Source organism: Streptomyces sp. NBC_01381 (assembly GCF_026340305.1).
Classification (GTDB): Bacteria; Actinomycetota; Actinomycetes; order Streptomycetales; family Streptomycetaceae; genus Streptomyces.
In genome coordinates this window covers 748,322-768,488 of record NZ_JAPEPI010000002.1, presented here as the reverse complement: position 1 = coordinate 768,488, position 20,167 = coordinate 748,322, and the positions used below count along the sequence as shown (strand labels likewise).

Annotated in this window: 1 protein-coding gene; it reads right to left on the bottom strand. The window is 73.2% G+C overall.

Annotated features, from left to right (window positions below):
* Positions 1-7 precede the first annotated feature (7 nt).
* Entirely contained in the window at positions 8-19,966 is a 19,959-nt protein-coding gene (locus tag OG453_RS25205; protein ID WP_266870748.1) for a type I polyketide synthase, read from the bottom strand.
* Positions 19,967-20,167: the final 201 nt, after the last annotated feature.

Below are 20,167 nucleotides of genomic sequence, written 5' to 3'. Positions count from 1 at the left end.
ATCACTCTCAACTCGGGTCGGTGGGCGATGCGTCGCCGTCGGTTGCGTCGCCGGTGCTTGCGTCGCCAGGGGTTGCGTCGCCGGAGATGGAGATGCCGAGGCTGTTGGTGACGAAGTCGAGGACTTCCGCCGCGGACGCGGATTCGAGGGCGGCCGGTGCCGGGTCCCCGGCCGCACGCGCCATGGACTCTCCGTTCGTCCATGGCTCCGACATGCCGCGGACGGTCTCGGCCAGCGCGACTCGTTGCGCGCGGGTGAGCTCCAGTGCGGCCAGGTGGCTCCTGATCCTGGTGAGGTCGGCCATGACCCGCTCGTAGTCCGGCTCCTCGGTGTCCCGCGGGTCGGCGGGCGCCGGGGCGATGCGGCCGAGCAGATGGTCGACGAGGGCGAGCGGGCTCGGGTGGTCGAAGACCGCGGTCGCGCTCAGCTTCACGCCCGTACGGGTGTTGATCCTGTTGCGGAGTTCGACGGCGGTCAGCGAGTCGAAGCCCAGGTCGCGGAAGGCCCCTTCGGCGGAGACGCCGCGCGGGTCGCTGTGCCCGAGCACCAGGGCGACGTCGGTCAGGACCAGGTCGAGCAGGAGGGTGCGCTGCTGCTCGGCCGGAAGGCCGCGCAGCCTGCTCTCCAGGGACTCGTCCCGCGCCGCCGCGACGCCCGCCGCGGCCCGCCGGTTCGGGGCGGGTGCCAGGTCCCGCAGGAGCGGCGGTACGGACTCGGCGGCACGGAGCGCGGCGGTGTCGACGCGTACCGGCACGACGTTGGGCAGGGCGCCGGCGAGCGCCCGGTCGAAGGCGGCGAGGCCCTCGTCGGTCGCGGTGGGCAGCAGTCCGGTGCGGGCGATCCGGCCGAGGTCGGCGGTGCCGAGTCCGGCCGTCATCGTGCTGGACTGCGTCCACATGCCCCAGGCGATGGAGACCGCGGGCCGTCCCGCCGCGTGCCGGCGGGCGGCGAACGCGTCCAGGTAGGCGTTGGCGGCGGCGTAGTTCGCCTGCCCTGCCGAGCCGAGGACACCGGCCACCGACGAGAACACCACGAAGGCCGCGAGGTCCGCGTCGGCGGTCAGTTCGTGCAGGGCGTCGACCGCGTCCGCCTTCGGGCGCAGCACGGTGGCGAGCCGCTCGGGCGTCAGGGCTTCGAGGACCCCGTCGTCGAGGACTCCGGCCGTGTGCACCACGGCGGTCGGCGGATGCTCCGCGGGGATGCGGGCCAGGGCGCGGGCGAGCTGCTCACGGTCCGCGACGTCGCAGGCCACCGAGTCCACCCGTACGCCGCTGTCCACCAGGTCGCTCGGTGCATCGCCGCCGCTGCGGCTGAGCAGCAGGACGTTGCGTACGCCGTGCTCGGAGACGAGCCGCCGCAGGACGAGCCGGCCCAGGGTGCCGCTCGCGCCGGTGACGACGACGGTGCCTTCCGGGTCGAGCGGACGGGGAAGGGTCAGGACCGAGCCGCCGGTCTGCCCGCCCTCGCCGAGCCGACGGTAGGCGTCGGCCGCGGCACGGATGTCGTACGCCGTGACCGGCACCGGACGCAGCGCGCCGGTGGCGAAGAGCCCGCCGAGTTCGGCGATGACGGCTTGCTGCCGGGTGGTGTCGATGGCGGTGGGAGGGGTCGGGTCGGAGGCGGTGGTCGGGGTCAGGGTCGGCGTCGGCGTCGGCGTCGGGTCGGCACCGGCAGTCGTCGTCGAGTCGGCGTCAGTGGCCGAGGCCGGGACGCCACCGATGGCCGGGGTCCAGTCGGCGTCAGTGGCCGAGGCCGATACACCACCGACGGCCGGGGTCCAGTCGGCGCCAGCGGCCGAGGCCGATACACCACCGACGGCCGACGGCGAGTCGGCGCCAGGGGCCGAGGCCGATACACCACCGACGGCCGGGGTCCAGTCGGCGCCAGCGGCCGAGGCCGATACACCACCGACGGCCGACGGCGAGTCGGCGCCAGGGGCCGAGGCCGAGTCGGCGTCGGTGGCCGACGGCGAGTCGGCGCCAGGGGCCGAGGGCGAGTCGGCGTCGGTGGCCGAGGCCGGGACGGCGCCAGTGCCGGCGCCGACGGCCGAGCCCGTGCCTGCGCCGGTCACCGAGCCAGTGCCCACAGCCACGAACCGGCCCCCCTCGGCGAGCAGCGCCGCCGAGGCGTCGGTGTCCCTGCTGCTCCCCTCCTGGGCCAGGATCACGTCCAGGCCCATGGGCACCTTCCGCACGATGTCGCCGGCCTCCGGTTCGGCGATGTGCGCCGCGTCGAGGCCGCTGTCGCGCAGGGTGTCCCACGCCGTCCGGGGCGCGGTGGCGAACACCTCGGCGCCCAGGTGGCGGGCGATCTGGACCGCGGCGAGGCCGATGGCGTCGCCGCCGGAGTGGATCAACACCCGTTGCCCGGAGCGCAGTTCCGCCTCGTCCACCAAGGCGTGCCAGGCGGTGAGGAAGGCCCGCGGGAGCGCCGCGGCCTCGGCGAAGTTCACGCCCCGCGGGACGCGGGCCACGGAACGGTGGTCGGTGACCGCCGCCCGGCCCAGGGCGCCGCCCTGCGGGAACACGCCCCACACGCGGTCGCCCACGGCCACGCCGGTGACGGCCGCACCGGCCTCCGTCACGACACCAGCGCCCCCGGTGCCCGGCGTACCGGTCCCGGCGGTCAGGTCGTCGCGGGCGATCCCGGCGGCCCGCATCGCCACCCGGATCTCGTGCGGGCCAAGCGGGGCGGCGGGCGCCGGTTCAGCGGTGACGGCAAGGCTGCCGTCACCCGTCGTCGCCAGCCGCCACTGCGGGGCGTCCGGCAGTGTCAGGGTCGGCGCCGTGGAGCGGACGAGCCTCGGTGCGAACACCTGCCCGTCGCGTACGGCGACCTGAGGTTCGCCGGAAGCGACAGCCGCGGCGACGGCCGCAGCGACAGCCGCGTCCGACCGGGTGTCCACGTCGACGATCAGCAGCCGGCCCGGGTGCTCGGCCTGGGCCGAGCGCAGCAGGCCCCACACGGCCGCGGTGGCCGGATCGGGCTGCTCCATCACGGCGCCCCGGGTGACCACGGCGAGCCGCGCGCCCCCGTCGGCCGACTCGGCGAGGAAGCGCTGCACGCGCTGCAGCACCTCGGCCGTCCTTGCGTGTACGTCGCCGGGCTCCACGTCGACGACGGTGACCGCCGGGGCGGCCCCGTCCGTGTCCACCGGCAGGGCGCGCCACCGCAGTTGGAGCCCGCCGTCCAGGTCCGGTGCCGCTACGGACGCCGAGGACATGGGCCGCAGCAGCAGCCCGTCCACGGTGATGACGGGGCGCCCCGTCGCGTCGACGGCGGCCAGGGACACCGCGCCGTCCCCGGCGGCGGTGAGCCGGACCCGTACCGCGCTCGCTCCGGACGCCTCCATCGTCACGCCCGTCCAGGAGAACGGAAGCAGCGGCGCCGCGCCCTCGGCGCCGCTCAGCGACGGCACTCCGAGCGTGACGGCGTGCAGCGCGGCGTCGAGCAGCGCCGGGTGGATGCCGAACGCGCCCGGCTGTGCGGGCAGTTCGACCTCCGCGTAGAGGGCGTCCGCCGTACGACGGACCGTGCGCAGGCCCTGGAACACCGGGCCGTACCCGTATCCGCGCTCGGCCAGGTCCTCGTACAGACCGTCGACCGGGATCGGCTCGGCGTCGGCCGGCGGCCAGTCCCACACCTCGGCCGGGTGCGCGGCCCGCGCGGACAGCGTGCCCGTCGCGTGCCGGACCAGCGGCTCGGTGCCGGAGGTCGGCGTGGTGGGCGACGAGTGGACGGTGAGGGACCTGCGGCCCTCGTCGTCCGGGGCGCCGACGACGACCTGGAGGTACACGGCGGCGTCGGCCGGCAGCACCAGGGGTGTCTCCAGGGTCAGTTCCTCGACGAGGGGGCAGCCCACCTCGTCACCGGCGTACAGCGCCAGGTCGAGGAAGGCCGTGCCGGGCAGCAGGACCGTGCCGGCCACCGCATGGTCGGCGAGCCAGGGGTGCGCCCCGGGCAGCACCCGGCCGGTGAGCACCGCCTGGCCGTCGGCGAGGAACACGGCGGCGCCGAGCAGCGGGTGCCGGGTGGCGTTCAGACCGGCGGCGCGGATCCCGGCCGTCGACTCGGCCGCGTCCTGCCAGTAGCGCTGCCCCGCGAAGGAGTAGCCCGGCAGTTCGGTGCGGCGTCCGCCGGGCAGCAGCCGGTCCCACGCCACCGGCACCCCGGACACGAACGGCTGGGCGAGCGCCCGGGTGAGCGCGAGGGGCTCCGGCTGACCGGACTTGAGGGTGGCGACGGCGACGTACCCGTCGTCACCGAGGGCCGGGTCGAGGGTGGCGTGCACCATCGGGGTGACCACGGCCTCGGGCCCGACCTCCAGGTAGGTGGTGACTCCCTGGTCGGCGAGGTGCCGGACGCCGTCGGCGAACCGTACGGCCCCGCGGACGTGCTCCACCCAGTACTGCGGGGTGCAGAGACGCTCGGGGTCGACCGGGCCGCCGGTGACGTTCGAGACGACGGGGATCTTCGGCGCCTGGAAGGACAGGCCTTCCAGCACGTGGGCGAAATCGTCGAGCATCGCGTCCATGCGGTGCGAGTGGAACGCGTGCGACACGGAGAGGCGGCGCACCCGGTGCCCGGCGGCACGGAAGTGCCCGGCGACGGCCTCCGCCGCGGACTCTTCGCCCGAAACCACCACGGCCTCGGGGCCGTTGACGGCGGCGATCCCGGCCTGACCTTCCAGTCCGGCCTGCTCGATGTACGCGTGGGCCGTCCGCTCGTCGACGGCGATGGCGACCATCGCCCCGCCTTCCGGCAGGGCCTGCATCAGCCGGCCGCGCGCCGCGACGAGGGCGCACGCGTCGGCCAGCGAGAGCACGTCCGCCGCGTACGCCGCGGTGATCTCGCCCAGGGAGTGGCCCATGACGTACTCGGGTGTGACCCCCCATTCCTTCAGCAGCGCGAGGAGCGCGACCTCAAGCGCGAACAGGCCGGTCTGCGTGTACATGCTCTGCTGGAGGAGCGAGGCGAGCGGGGATTCGGCGGGGGCGAACACGACGTCACGCAGCGGGTGTTCGGCGTGCCCGTCGAGGTGCTCGTCGACGGCGGCGCACACGGCGTCGAAGGCCTCGGCGAACACCGGGTAGAGCCCGTGCAGTTCGCGGCCCATTCCGGCCCGCTGCGAGCCCTGTCCGGAGAAGACGAGCGCGAGCCCGCCCGGTCCGGCGGCGCGGGCCGGTCCGACGACGGCGCCCGGCGTCTCGTCGCCCCGGGCGACGGCGGCGAGACCGCCGGTCAGCTCGTCGCGCCCGGCGCCGAGGACCACGGCCCGGTGGTCCATCAGCGCGCGACCCGCTGCGAGGGTGTATCCGACGTCCCGGGGGTCGAGTCCGGGGTCATCGGTGATCCGCGCGAGCAGCCGTGCGGCCTGCCGCCGCACTCCGGCGGGGGTCTTCGCCGACAGCGCCCAGGGGATCACCGGCACGTCCGGCGCCTGCTCCCGCTCCTGTTCCTGCGTCTCGGTGTCCTCGGGCGCGGCTTCGAGGATGACGTGTGCGTTGGTCCCGCTGATGCCGAAGGACGAGACCGCCGAGCGGCGCGGCCGGTCGACCTCGGGCCACTCCTGATGGTCCGTCAGTACGCTGACGGCGCCGGCCTCCCAGTCGACGTGGCGCGAGGGCGTGGACGCGTGCAGGGTGCGCGGCATGACGCCGTACCGCATCGCGTACACCATCTTGATGATGCCCGCGACGCCCGCCGCGGCCTGCGTGTGACCGATGTTGGACTTGACCGAGCCGAGCCACAACGGCCGCTCCTCGTCCCGCCCTTGACCGTACGTGGCGAGCAGCGCCTGCGCCTCGATGGGGTCGCCGAGGGACGTGCCGGTGCCGTGTCCTTCTACGACGTCCACGTCGGCAGATGTCAGCCGCGCACTGCTCAGCGCATCCCGGATGACGCGCTGCTGCGAGGGGCCGTTGGGGGCGGTCAGGCCATTGCTGCCGCCGTCCTGGTTCACCGCCGAACCGCGTACGACGGCCAGGACGGGGTGTCCATTGCGCCGCGCGTCGGAGAGCCGCTCGACCACGAGCAGGCCGACCCCCTCCGACCAGCCCGCACCGTCGGCGTCGTCCGAGAACGCCTTGCAGCGGCCGTCGGGAGACATCGCCCGCTGCCGGGAGAACTCCACGAACGTCGTCGGCGTCGACATCACCGTCACACCACCGGCAAGGGCGAGGCTGCACTCCCCGTTGCGCAGGGCCTGCGCCGCCAGATGCAGCGCGACAAGCGACGACGAGCAGGCGGTGTCCACCGTCATCGCCGGGCCCTCGAGGCCGAGGAGGTAGGAGATGCGGCCCGACGCCACGCTCGACGAGTTGCCGAGCATGCGGAAGCCGTCCATGCCCTCGATCGGCTCGTACAGCGGCGGCCCGTACTCCATCGGCATCAGGCCGGCGAAGACTCCGGTCCTGCTGCCCCGCAGCGAGGTCGGGTCGATGCCCGTCCGCTCCAGGGCCTCCCACGCGGTCTCCACGAGCAGTCGCTGCTGCGGGTCCATCGCCGTCGCCTCGCGCGGGCTGATCCCGAAGAACTCGGCGTCGAAGTCGCCCGCTCCGGTGAGGAAGCCGCCGCGACGGGAGTACGTCGTACCGGGGTGATCCGGGTCCGGGTCGTAGAGGCCCGCCAGATCCCAGCCGCGGTCGGCAGGGAACTCGCCGGTCGCGTCGACACCATCGAGGGCCGCCTGCCACAACTCCTGAGGCGAGTCGATCCCGTCGGGCAGCCGGCAGGCCATGCCGACGATGACGATCGGGTCGTCGTCCGTGTCCGTGGCCGCGCCGACCGTCACGGGGCTCGTCGGCCCCGTCGCGGTGCCCTGCACCTGCTCGCCGAGGAAGCCCACCAGGGTGCTCAGCGTCGGATAGTCGAAGACCAGCGTGGACGGCAGCCGCAGACCTGTCGCGCTCTGCAGCCGCTGCCTCAGCTCAAGCCCGGTCAGCGAGTCGAAGCCCAGGTCACGGAAGGCACGGTCGGCGTCGACGGAGGACGCCGAGCCATGGCCGAGGACCAACGACACCTGCGCGCCCACGAGTTCGAGCAGTGCCGCGGTGCGGTCGGCGTCGTCCAGGGCGGCCATGTCCGCGGCCCACGACGACGCCTGCCCGTCACCGACGGCGGCCGCACGGCGGGCCGGCCCTCGGACCAGGGACTTGAAGACGGCGGGCAGGCTGTCCTGCGCCGCCTGGTTGCGCAGGGCGGGCAGGTCGAGGCGCGCCGGGAACAGCGTCGCCCGGTCGGCGGCCAGAGCCGCGTCGAAGAGCGCGAGGCCCTGGACCGGCGACATCGGCGCGAGACCGCCACGGGTGAGCCGGGCCAGGTCGGCGTCGTCCAGGTGCGCGGTCATCGCGCTGTCGCTGGTCCACAGACCCCACGCCATGGAGGTGGCCTGCAGTCCGGCGGCCCGGCGCTGGTGGGCGAGCGCGTCCAGGAAGGCGTTGGCCGCCGCGTAGTTGCCCTGTCCGGCCGTGCCCATCACCCCGGCCGCGGACGAGAACAGGACGAAGGCGGCCAGATCCAGATCCAGCTCCCGGGTCAACTCGTCCAGGAGCAGGGCGCCGTCGACCTTGGGCCGCATCACCGTGTCGAGGCGTTCCGGGGTCAGGGCGGTGACGATGCCGTCGTCGAGTACGCCCGCCGCGTGGATGACGGCGGTCAGCGGGTGCTCGGCGGGAATGCCGGTGAGCGCCGCCGTGAGGCCCTCGCGGTCGGCCACATCGCAGGCGGCGAAGGCCACCGACGCGCCCGCATCGGTCAGCTCGGCGGCCAGCTCCTCCGAGCCCTCGGCGCCGCGACGGCTGACCAGCAGCAGATGCCGTACGCCGTACTCGGCGACCAGATGCCGGGCCACCAGCTTGCCGAGCGCGCCGCCCGCGCCGGTGATCAGTACGGTGCCGTCCGGCTTGAAGTCCGGGGCTGTCGCCGCTTCCGGGGCGACGGTGACGAGCCTCGGCACGCACAACCGCCCGTCACGGAGGGCCACTTGAGGCTCCCCGGAGGCAAGGGCCAGTGCCACGGCGTCCTCGGGGTCCCCGTCTTCGACCGTGTCGACGACCACCATGCGTCCGGGGTGCTCGGCCTGCGCCGAACGCAGCAGACCCCATACGGCCGCGGTGGCTGGGTCGGGCTCCGCCATGACCGAGCCCCGGGTGACAAAGGCCAGCCGCGCGTCACTGTCGGCCGCTTCGGCCAGGAACCGCTGGACCGAGTCAAGGACTGCCGCCACGCTCGTACGGACGTCACCGCCGGGCTCGACGTGCTCGATGACAACCTCCGACGGCACGCCTCCGGAGGCGTCCGGCACCGGCACATCGGTCCACCGCACCTCGAACAGCGGGTCGGCGGCCACCGCCGAGCCCAACTGCTCCTGCGACATCGGCTGCAACCGCAGCTCGTCCACGGTCACCACCGGCAGCCCGGCACCGTCGAACACCGCCACGCGTACGGCCCCGTCACCACACGGCGACAGACGGACCCGCACGGCGGACGCACCCACCGAGTGCAGCCGCACCCCGCTCCAGGAGAACGGCACCTTCATGTCACCCGACGGCAGCGGATGCAGCGCGGCATCGAGGAGTGCCGGGTGAACTCCGAACGCGTCGGGTTCCACGGGCAGTTGGACCTCGGCGTACATCTCGTCGCCGTCCCGCCACAGCGCACGCAGGCCACGGAAGGCAGGACCGTACCCATACCCCAGGCCGGCCAGAAGCTCGTACGCATCGGACGCGTCCACGCGCTGACCACCGGCGGGCGGCCACGCACCGTCAAGACGCTCCTCCGCCGCCACGGGACCCGCGGCCAGCACACCCACGGCGTGCCGGACCCACTCCAGGCCCGTACCCATGCCCGTGTCCGTGCCCGTGTCCGCGTCCTGGACGCGGGAGTGCACGGCGACGGGCCGGCGCCCCGCATCGTCCGGGGCCCCCACCGACACCTGCACCGCGACCAGCGCGTCTGGCGCAAGCACCAGCGGCCGCTCAAGCGTCAGCTCCTCAAGCATCTGACAGCCGGCCTCGTCGCCCGCGCGAAGTGCCATCTCCACAAAGGCGGTTCCGGGAAGCAGCACCGTGCCGAAGACGGCGTGATCCTCCAGCCAGGGGTGCGTGGCCCGGGATATCCGCCCGGTGAGCACGATGCTGTCGTCGCCGCCCGCGAGGCGCACGGCCGCGCCGAGCAGCGGATGCCCGGCCGGGTGCAGCCCGAGCCCGGCCGCGTCCACCACGGACCGCCCGGCGGGCAGCCAGTGACGTCGCCGCTGGAAGGCGTACGTCGGCAACTCCACGAGCCGCCCGCCCTGGAGCCACGCCGACCAGTCCACGTCCACACCGGCGACGAACACCTCGGCCAGACTGCGCAGCAGACGCGCCCGCTCGTCCTCACCACGGCGGAGGGTGCCCACCGCGGTCACACCGGCCGTGCCCGCGCCCTCGGCGGCCTGGGTGACGGCGCCTGACAGGACGGGGTGGGGGCTGGACTCGACGAAGACGCGGTGTCCGGCCTCAAGCAGCGAATCCAGCGCCGCGTCGAACCGGACGGTCTGACGGAGATTGGTGAACCAGTACTCCGCATCCATCGACGCCGTGTCGATCAGCTCACCCGACACCGTTGAGAACAGCGGGACTTGACCCGTGCGCGGCTCGATCCCATCGAGTACGTCCAGCAGCTCGGCCTTCAAGTCCTCGACCTGCGGGGAGTGCGAGGCGTAGTCCACGGCGATACGACGCGCCTGGATGCCGTCGGCCTCACAGCCCGCCATCAGCGCGTCCAGCTCGTCCGGAGCACCGGACACCACGACCTGCTCGGGGCCGTTGACGACCGCGATCTGCAGACCGTCCGACAGACGGCCGACCACCTGCGCCTCGGGGGCCAGTACGGACACCATGCCGCCACGACCCGACAACTTCAGGATCGCGCGACTGCGCAACGCCACGACACGCGCCGCATCGTCGAGGGACAGTCCGCCCGCGACACACGCGGCCGCGATCTCCCCCTGGGAGTGCCCGACCACGGCAGCAGGCCGCACACCCAGCGACCGCCACAGCTCAGCCAGCGACACCATCACCGCGAAGAGCACCGGCTGCACCACATCAACCCGCCGGAAGGCCTCCTCATCCCCCTCCCGCACGACATCGAGAAGCGACCAGCCATCGACGTACGGATCCAAGGCGGCAGCACACTCGGCCATCCGCCCCGCGAACACCGGCGAAAACTCCAGGAGTTCACGCGCCATACCAACCCACTGCGAACCCTGACCCGGGAACACAAACACGGCACCACCGGAGGACGTTGCGCGCCCCGCGACGACTCCCGTCGCCGCACGACCAGCCGCCAACTCCGCGAGCTCTTCTGTCAGTTCGGTCTCGTCGCTGCCGAGGACCACGGCCCGGTGCTCAAGCACCGCACGCCCCGCCGTCAGCGTGAACCCGACATCCCGCGGATCGAGTTCGGCACCCTCACCGACCCGGGCAAGGAGCCGCGCCGCCTGCTCCGCGAGCGCCGCCTCGCTCCGGCCCGAAAGGACCCACGGGACCGCCGGTGCGTCCACGACGGCGGGGGCCTCCGGCAGAGCGGGAACGGCCTCGTCGGCCGACGCCAGCTCGGCATCCTCGACCGGGGCGGCCTCCAGGATTACGTGCGCGTTCGTCCCGCCGATACCGAAGGAGGACACACCGGACCGGCGCGGGCGGTCGCTCTCCGGCCACGGCTGGTTCTCCGTGAGGAGCTTGACCTGGCCCTCGGTCCAGTCGACGTGGTGGGAGGGGGTGGCCGCGTGCAGGGTGCGCGGCATGGTGCCGTACCGCATCGCCTGGACCATCTTGATGATGCCCGCGACACCGGCAGCCGCCTGGGTGTGACCGATGTTGGACTTCACCGAGCCGAGCCACAACGGCCGGTCCTCGTCACGCCCTTGGCCGTACGTTGCCAACAGCGCCTGCGCCTCGATCGGGTCGCCCAGCGACGTACCCGTGCCGTGCGCCTCGACCACATCCACATCGGTCGACGTCAGGCGCGCGCTGGCCAGCGCATCCCGGATGACCCGCTGCTGGGACGGACCGTTCGGCGCGGTCAGGCCGTTGCTGCCGCCGTCCTGGTTGACCGCCGAGCCACGCACGACTGCCAGGACGGGGTGTCCGTTGCGTCGCGCGTCCGAGAGCCGCTCGACCACCAGCAGGCCGACCCCCTCCGACCAGCCCGCACCGTCGGCGTCGTCGGAGAACGCCTTGCAGCGGCCGTCCACCGACATCGCCCGCTGGCGGGAGAACTCGACGAACGTCGTCGGGGTCGACATCACCGTCACGCCACCGGCCAACGCAAGCGAGCACTCGCCATTGCGCAGCGCCTGCGCCGCCAGGTGCAGTGCGACAAGGGACGACGAGCATGCCGTGTCCACCGTCAACGCGGGCCCTTCCAGGCCCAGTTGGTACGAGATGCGCCCCGAGGCGACACCACCGCTGTTGCCGGTGATCAGCAGGCCCTCGACGTCCTCGGTCGCCTCCGCGAGCCAGGAGCCGTAGTCGTGGTACATCAGGCCGGCGAAGACGCCGGTCCTGCTGCCCCGCAGCGAGGTCGGGTCGATGCCGGTCCGTTCCAGGGCCTCCCACGCGGTCTCCAGGAGGAGCCGCTGCTGCGGGTCCATCGCGGCGGCCTCGCGCGGGCTGATGCCGAAGAACTCCGCGTCGAAGTCACCGGCACCGGTCAGGAATCCGCCCCGGCGGGAGTAGCTCGTGCCGAGGTGGCCCGGGTCGGGGTCGTAGAGGCCCGCCAGGTCCCAGCCGCGGTCGGCGGGGAACTCGGTGATCGCGTCGACGCCGTCGAGCGTCGCCTGCCACAACTCCTGCGGCGAGTCGATCCCGTCGGGCAGCCGGCAGGCCATGCCGACGATGACGACCGGGTCGTCGTCCGTGGCGGCCACCACCGCCACAGGAAGGGCGGAGCCGGTGGCGGTGCCCTGGATCTGCTCCTCCAGGAAGCCGACCAGCGCGGTCAGCGTCGGGTAGTCGAAGACCAGCGTGGACGGCAGCCGCAGCCCCGTCGCGCTCTGCAGCCGCTGCCGCAGCTCAAGCCCGGTCAGCGAATCGAAGCCCAGGTCGCGGAAGGCACGGTCGGCCTCCACCGAGGACGCCGAGCCATGGCCGAGGACCAACGACACCTGCGCGCCCACGAGTTCGAGCAGCGCCGCCGCACGGTCCGCGTCGTCCAGAGCCGCCATCCGGCCGGCCCAGGACGAGGCCTTTTCCGCGCTGGGCGCCACCGCACGGCGTACGGGAGCCCGGACCAGGGACTTGAAGACCGCGGGCAGGTTGTCCCGCGCCGCCCGGTTGCGCAGGGCGGGCAGGTCGAGGCGGGCCGGGACAACGGTCGCCCGGTCGGCCGCAAGGGCCGCGTCGAAGAGCGCCAGGCCCTGGGAGGTCGACATCGAACCCAGGCCGCTGCGCGACAGCCGGGCCAGGTCTGCCTCGTCCAGGTGCGCGGTCATCGCGCTGTCACTGGTCCACAGGCCCCAGGCCATCGACGTGGCCGCGAGCCCTTCGGCCCGGCGCTGGTGGGCGAGTGCGTCCAGGAAGGCATTGGCAGCCGCGTAGTTGCCCTGCCCGGCCGTTCCCATCACACCGGCCGCCGACGAGAACAGCACGAAGGCGGCGAGATCGGCGTCTCGCGTCAGCTCGTCGAGCAGCCGCGCACCGTCGACCTTCGGCCGCATCACCCTGTCGATCTGCTCGGGCGTCAGGGCGGTGACGATGCCGTCGTCGAGTACGCCCGCCGCGTGGATGACGGCGGTCAGCGGATGCTCGGCGGGAATGCCGGTGAGCGCCGCCGTAAGGCCCTCGCGGTCGGCCACATCGCAGGCGGCGAAGCCCACCGTCGCGCCCGCATCGGTCAGCTCGGCGGCCAACCCCTCCGAGCCCTCGGCACCCCGACGACTGACCAGCAACAGATGCCGCACCCCGTACCCGGAGACCAGGTGCCGAGCCACCAACTGACCCAGCGCCCCACTCGCGCCGGTGATCAGTACGGTGCCGTCCGGCTTGAAGTCCGGCGCGGTCGCCGCTTCCGGGGCAACGGTGGCCAGCCTCGGTACGCACAACCGCCCATCAACCAGGGCGACTTGAGGCTCCCCGGAAGCGAGAGCCAGCGCCACGGCGGCTTCAGCATCCCCACCGGCGGGCACATCCACGACCACCATGCGCCCGGGGTGCTCGGCCTGCGCCGAACGCAGCAGACCCCACACCGCCGCGGTGGCCGGATCCGGCTCCGCCATGACCGAACCCCGGGTGACGACAGCCAGCCGCGCGTCACCGTCGGCCGCATCGGCCAGGAACCGCTGGACCGCCCCAAGGACCTCGGCCACGCTCGCACGGACGTCCCCACCGGGCTCGACGTACTCGACCACGACCTCCGACGGCACACCCCCCGAGACGTCCGGCACCGGCACATCGGTCCACCGCACCTCGTACAACGGATCTCCGGCCACCGCCGAGCCCAACTGCTCCCGCGACATCCGCTGCAACCGCAGCTCGTCCACGGTCACCACCGGCAGCCCGGCACCGTCGAACACCGCGAGCCGCACGGAACCGTCGGCCCGCCGCGACAACCGCACCCGCAGCGCCGCAGCGCCCACCGAGTGCAGCCGCACCCCGCTCCAGGAGAACGGCACCCACAGCTCGCCGTCGAGGAGCGGATGCAGCGCGGCGTCGAGCAGCGCCGGGTGGACACCGAACTCATCGGCCTCGGCCGGCAGCCGCACCTCGGCGAACAGCTCTTCGCCCGCGCTCCACACGGCGTGCAGGCCCTGGAACACCGGCCCGTATCCGTATCCCACCCCGGCAAGCAGCTCGTACGCGTCGTCGACGTCGACCCGCTGAGCACCGGCGGGCGGCCAAGCACCCTCCAGCCGCTCCTCCTCCGTCACCACGGGCTCGGCCACCAGCACACCCACGGCATGCCGGACCCACTCGGCCCCCGCGTCCTCGTCGGCGCCCTGGACACGCGAGTGCACGGCGACAGACCGGTGCCCCGCGTCATCCGGGACGCCCACCGACACTTGCACCGCGACCACCGCGTCCGGCGCAAGCACCAGCGGCCGCTCAAGCGTCAGCTCCTCAAGCACCCCGCAGCCGACCTCGCCACCGGCGTGCAACGCCAGCTCGACGAAGGCGGTGCCCGGCAGGATGACCGTGCCGAAGACCGCGTGGTCCGCAAGCCACGCATGGGTGTGCAACGACAGCTGACCGGTCAGGACAAGCCCGTCCTGCGAGGCGAGGCGCACAGCGGCCCCGAGCAGCGGATGCCCGGTGGCATTCAGCCCGAGCCCGGCCGCGTCCACCACGGACCGGCCCGCGGCCAGCCAGTGACGACGCCGCTGGAAGGCGTACGTCGGCAACTCCACGAGCCGCCCGCCCTGAAGCCACGCCGACCAGTCCACGTCCACACCGGCCACGAACACCTCGGCCAGGTTCTGCAACAGCCGTGCCTCTTCGCCCTCTTCACGACGGAGAGTGCCGACCGCGGTCACACCGTCGACGCCGCTTCCCTCCGCGGCCTGGGTGACCGCACCCGCCAGGACGGGGTGCGGACTCGCCTCGACGAAGACGCGGTGCCCGGCCTCAAGCAGCGAATCCAGCGCCGCGTCGAACCGGACGGTCTGACGGAGATTGGTGAACCAGTACTCCGCATCCATCGACGCCGTATCGATCAGTTCACCCGACACCGTTGAGAACAACGGGACTTGACCCGTACGCGGCTCAATCCCATCGAGTACGTCCAGCAGCTCGGCCTTCAAGTCCTCGACCTGCGGCGAGTGCGAGGCGTAATCCACCGCGATCCGACGCGCCTGAATCCCGTCGGCCTCACACCCGGCCATCAGCGCATCCAGCTCGTCCGGAGCACCGGACACCACGACCTGCTCGGGGCCGTTGACGACCGCGATCTGCAGACCGTCCGACAGACGGCCGACCACCTGCGCCTCGGGGGCCAGTACGGACACCATGCCGCCACGACCCGACAACTTCAGGATCGCGCGACTGCGCAACGCCACGACACGCGCCGCATCGTCCAAGGACAGTCCGCCCGCGACACACGCAGCCGCGATCTCACCCTGCGAATGACCCACCACCGCAGACGGCCGCACGCCCAGCGACCGCCACAACTCGGCCAGCGACACCATCACCGCGAACAACACCGGCTGCACCACATCAACCCGCCGGAAGGCCCCCTCGTCCCCCTCCCGCACGACATCCAGCAGCGACCAGCCATCCACGTACGGATCCAAAGCGGCAGCACACTCCGCCATCCGCCCCGCGAACACCGGCGAAAACTCCAGGAGTTCACGCGCCATACCCACCCACTGCGAACCCTGACCCGGGAACACGAACACCACACCACCGGAGGGCTTGGCACGCCCCGCAACAACCCCTGAAGCCGGCCGCCGAGCCGCCAACTCCCCAAGCCCAGCCGCGAGTTCATCCACCCGGCCACCAAGGACAACCGCCCGATGCTCAAGCACCGCGCGCCCCTCCGCCAGCGTGAACCCGACATCCCGCGGATCGAGTCCGGCACCCTCACCGACCCGGACAAGGAGCCGCGCCGCCTGCTCCGCAAGCGCCGCCTCACTCCGGCCCGAAAGGACCCACGGCAGAGCACCGCCATCCCGCACCACCGGCTCAGCCGCCGACGGCTCCTCCTCCGCCACCGGCGCCGCTTCGAGAATCACATGCGCGTTGGTGCCGCTGATGCCGAAGGACGACACCGCGGAACGTCGCGGCCGTTCCGGCTCGGGCGTCCACTCCTGCTGTGCCGTCAGCACGCTCACAGCGCCGGACTTCCAGTCCACGTGGCGCGAGGGCGTGGTGGCGTGCAGCGAGCGCGGCATGACGCCGTGGCGCATCGCCTGGACCATCTTGATGACGCCCGCGACACCGGCGGCCGCCTGGGTGTGACCGATGTTGGACTTGATCGACCCCAGCCACAACGGCTGTTCCGCATCTCGCCCTTGGCCGTACGTCGCCAGCAGCGCCTGCGCCTCGATCGGGTCGCCCAGCGAGGTGCCCGTGCCGTGTGCCTCGACCACATCGACGTCCGCCGACGTCAGCCGTGCGCTGGCCAGCGCATCCCGGATGACCCGCTGCTGGGACGGACCGTTCGGCGCGGTCAGGCCGTTGCTGCCGCCGTCCTGGTTCACCGCCGAGCCGCGTACGACGGCCAGGACCTGGTGGCCCTGGCGTTCCGCGTCCGAGAGGCGCTCGACGACGACCAGGCCGACGCCCTCCGCCCAGCCGGTGCCGTCCGCGTCGTCGGAGAAGGGCTTGCAGCGGCCGTCGGGGGCCAGGCCGCGCTGGCGGGAGAACTCGACGAACATGCCCGGCGTGGACAGGACCGTCACGCCGCCCGCCAGGGCCAGGGCGGACTCCCCGCTGCGGACCGACTGCACCGCCTGGTGCAGTGCGACAAGGGACGACGAGCACGCCGTGTCCACCGTCAGCGCCGGGCCCTCGAGGCCGAGGAGATACGAGATGCGGCCCGATGCCACGCTGGTGGTGTTGCCGGTGAGGCGGAAGCCCTCGGTGCCGTCGGCAGGGGCGTTCAGGCGCGGGCCGTACTCCATGTTCGTGGCGCCGACGAAGACGCCGGTCCTGCTGCCGCGCAGCGAGCTCGGGTCGATGCCCGCGCGTTCGACGGCCTCCCACGCGGTCTCCACGAGGAGCCGCTGCTGCGGGTCCATCGCGGCCGCCTCGCGGGGGCTGATCCCGAAGAACTCCGCGTCGAAGTCGCCCGCCCCCGCGAGGAATCCGCCGCGGCGCGCGTACGTCGTGCCGGGGTTGGCGGGGTCCGGGTCGTAGAGGCTCGCGAGGTCCCAGCCGCGGTCGGTGGGGAACTCCGATGTCGCGTCGACGCCGTCGGCGACGGCCCGCCACAGCTCCTGAGGCGAGTCGATCCCGTCGGGCAGCCGGCAGGCCATGCCGACGATGACGACCGGGTCGTCGTCCGTGGCGGCACGCACAGAGGTGATCGCCGGGATGTCATCCGGCGTGTCCAGTACGCCGACGATCTCGTCGTGCAGATGCGCGGCGAGGGCGTTCGGCGTGGGGTGGTCGAAGAGGACGCTCGCGGGCATGCGCAGGCCGGTCGCCGAGACGAGGCGATTGCGCAGTTGAACAGAGAGGACCGAGTCGAAGCCCAGGTCACGGAAGGTCGTGTCGGGGTCGGCCGGGGCGGAACCGGTGGTCTCGGCCAGGTGGTCGGCGAGCCAGCGGGCCAGGAATCCGTCCGGCTCGGTCCGGATGCGCTCGCGCAGGGCGAGCGTCGCCGAGCTGAGGTGCTGCTCGGCCGCCGGGGCAGCCGGGCGTTCGTCGAGCCAGTAGCGCTCGCGCTGGAAGGCGTAGGTGGGCAGGTCGACGGTGCGGGCGGCGCCGGACGCCTGTTCCCAGTCGACGTGCACGCCCGCGGTCCAGGCCTCGGCGAGGCCGGTGAGCAGTGCCTGGGCCTCGGGGCGTTCGCGGTCCTGTAGCGCCACCGCGAGGTCCGTCCCGGTGGTGTCGACGAGCGGCGTCAGCACGCTGCCGGGGCCGAGTTCGACGAACCGGGTCACGCCCTGCTCGCGGCAGGCGGCGATCGCGTCGTGGAAGCGGACCGTGGCGCTGAGGTGGCCGATCCAGTAGTCCTCCGTGAGGGCGTCCCCCGTACGCCCGGTGACGGTGGAGACGATCGGGATGGCGGGTTCGGTGACGGCGAGGCCGCGGATCCTGCGGGCGAACTCGCCCTGGGCGGGGGCCATCAGCGGCGAGTGGGCGGCATTCTGCACGCGCAGCCGGTTCGTTCGCCGGCCGCGGGCACGGAACGCGTCGGCGATCCGGGTGACGGCGTCCTCGGCGCCCGAAATGACGGCGGACTGCGGTCCGTTGACGACGCCCACCGAGACGTCGTCGACGCCGTCGAGCGCTTCGAGCAGCTCCTCTTCGGTGGCCTCGACGGCGATCATGGCGCCGCCGGGCGGCAGTCCCTCCATCAGCTCGCCCCGCGCGGCGACGAGGGCCGCCGCGTGGGCCAGCGGCAGGGCCCCGGAGACATGGGCGGCGACGACCTCGCCGAAGGAGTGGCCGACGAGCAGGTCCGGGGTGACGCCCCAGGAGGTGACCAGGCGGTACAGGGCGACCTGGAAGGCGAACAGGGCGGGCTGCATGTAACGCATGCCGTCCAGTGCCTGTGCGGCGGCCTCGTCGTCGCCGCCGCCGAGCAGCAGCTCGCGCAGGTCGAGGCCGGGCACGAAGTGGTCGAGCACCTCGTCGAGGGCTTGAGCGAACACCGGGTACGTCTCGTACAGTTCCCGGCCCATGCCCAGGCGGTGGGAGCCTCCGCCGGAGAAGAGGAAGGCCGTCTTGCCGGCCGTGGCGACGCCCTGCACCGCCTCTTCGTGGAGGCGGGCAAGGCCCGCCGTGAGCTCGTCGCGGCCGGTGCCGATGACGACGGCGCGGTGGTCGAACGTGGACCGGCCGCCGGCGAGGGACCGTGCGATGTCGGCGGCGTGCGCGTCCGGGCGCTCCTCGACGTGGGTGAGCAGCCGGGCGGCCTGCGCGTCCAGGGCGCGGGCGGTGCGGGCGGAAAGCACCCAGGGCAGCGGCCGGGCGGCGGCGGGACGCTCTACGGGGGTGTCGGGGCGGCCGGTGTAAGGCCCTTCGGCAAGGACGACATGGCAGTTGGTGCCGCCGACGCCGAACGAGCTGACGCCCGCGACGAGCGGGGCGTCGGGGGCGGGCCAGGCTTCGAGCTCGGTCTGTACACGGAGGTTCAGCTCGGCCAGGGGTATCGCCGGGTTGGGCGTGGTGAAGTGCAGGTTCGGCGGCAGTTGGCGGTGGCGCAGGGACAGCGCGGCCTTGAGCAGGCCCACGATGCCCGCGGCGGCCTCGAGGTGGCCGACGTTCGTCTTGACCGAGCCCACCCGCAGCGACTCGCGCCGCAGCGAGTCGCGGTCCTCGGCGCCGCGGGCGATGACGGCGGACACGGCGGCGGCCTCGACGGGGTCGCCGACCGGTGTGCCGGTGCCGTGCAGTTCGACGTACTGGACCGCGTCGGGGCTGATCCGGGTGTCGGCGTAGGCGCGGCGCAGGACGTCCCGCTGGCCGGCGACATCGGGGTCGGTGAGCCGCTCGCCGCCGCCGTCGTTGTTGACGGCGCTGCCCTGGATGACGCAGTAGATCGGGTCGCCGTCGGCGACCGCCTTGGCGAGCGGCTTGAGCAGGACCGCTCCGCCGCCCTCACCGCGTACGAACCCGTCGGCGCTCTCGTCGAAGGTGGCGCAGCGGCCCTTGACGGACAGCGCGCCGAGGCCGGCCGTCGTCACCATGCTGTCCGGCGAGAGGATCAGGTTCACGCCACCGGCGAAGGCGAGATCGGACTCGCCGCGGCGGATGCTCTCGCAGGCGAGGTGGACGGCGACGAGCGACGAGGCCTGCGCCGCGTCGACGGCCAGGCTGGGGCCCCGCAGGCCGAGCGACCAGGAGACCCGGTTGGCGATGACGGCGCGGTGCTGCCCGGTGAAGTCGTGCAACTCGCCGCCGCCCGCCCGGCCTTCGTGGGAACGGGAGACGAGCGTGGCGTAGTCGTCGGAGGAGACGCCCACGAACACGCCGGTGCGTGAGCCGCGCAGCCGGTCGTCGCGCACACCGGCGTCCTCCATCGCCTCCCAGACCAGCTCCAGGGCGAGCCGCTGCTGCGGGTCCATGGCGGCGGCCTCGTCGGGCCCCACACCGAAGAAGGCGGCGTCAAAGCCGCGTACGTCGTCCAGGAAGCCACCACGCCAGTTCCGGCGTCCGGGGCCGCGCTCCGCCGGCCAGGGCGTGACGGCGTCGGTGCCCTCCGACAGCAGGCGCCAGAGCTCGGCCGGGTTCGCTGCCGAGGGGACCCGGCAGGAGGCCCCGATCACTGCGATGGCGGTGTCTTCGGCCCCGCCGATCCGCTGGTCACCTGACATGGATGGCTTCATAGGCGGAGTATGGGTTTCCGGCCCTGACCTGGGCTTCCGCCAGAGGATGGGGCTCCGGACCGGGCTTCGGTGCAGGGCCGCCGACGAGAACCAGAACTTTCGACCAGGGCTGTTTTCAGCCGCCCTTGCCGGAACGCGGGCATGACGAAGGGGGCGCACCCACGGTCACGCCGTGGGTACGCCCCCCGC

Coding starts and splice junctions, on each gene's coding strand:
- OG453_RS25205 (WP_266870748.1), bottom strand. CDS start 19,966: ATGTCAGGTGACCAGCGGATCGGCGGGGCCGAAGACACCGCCATCGCA.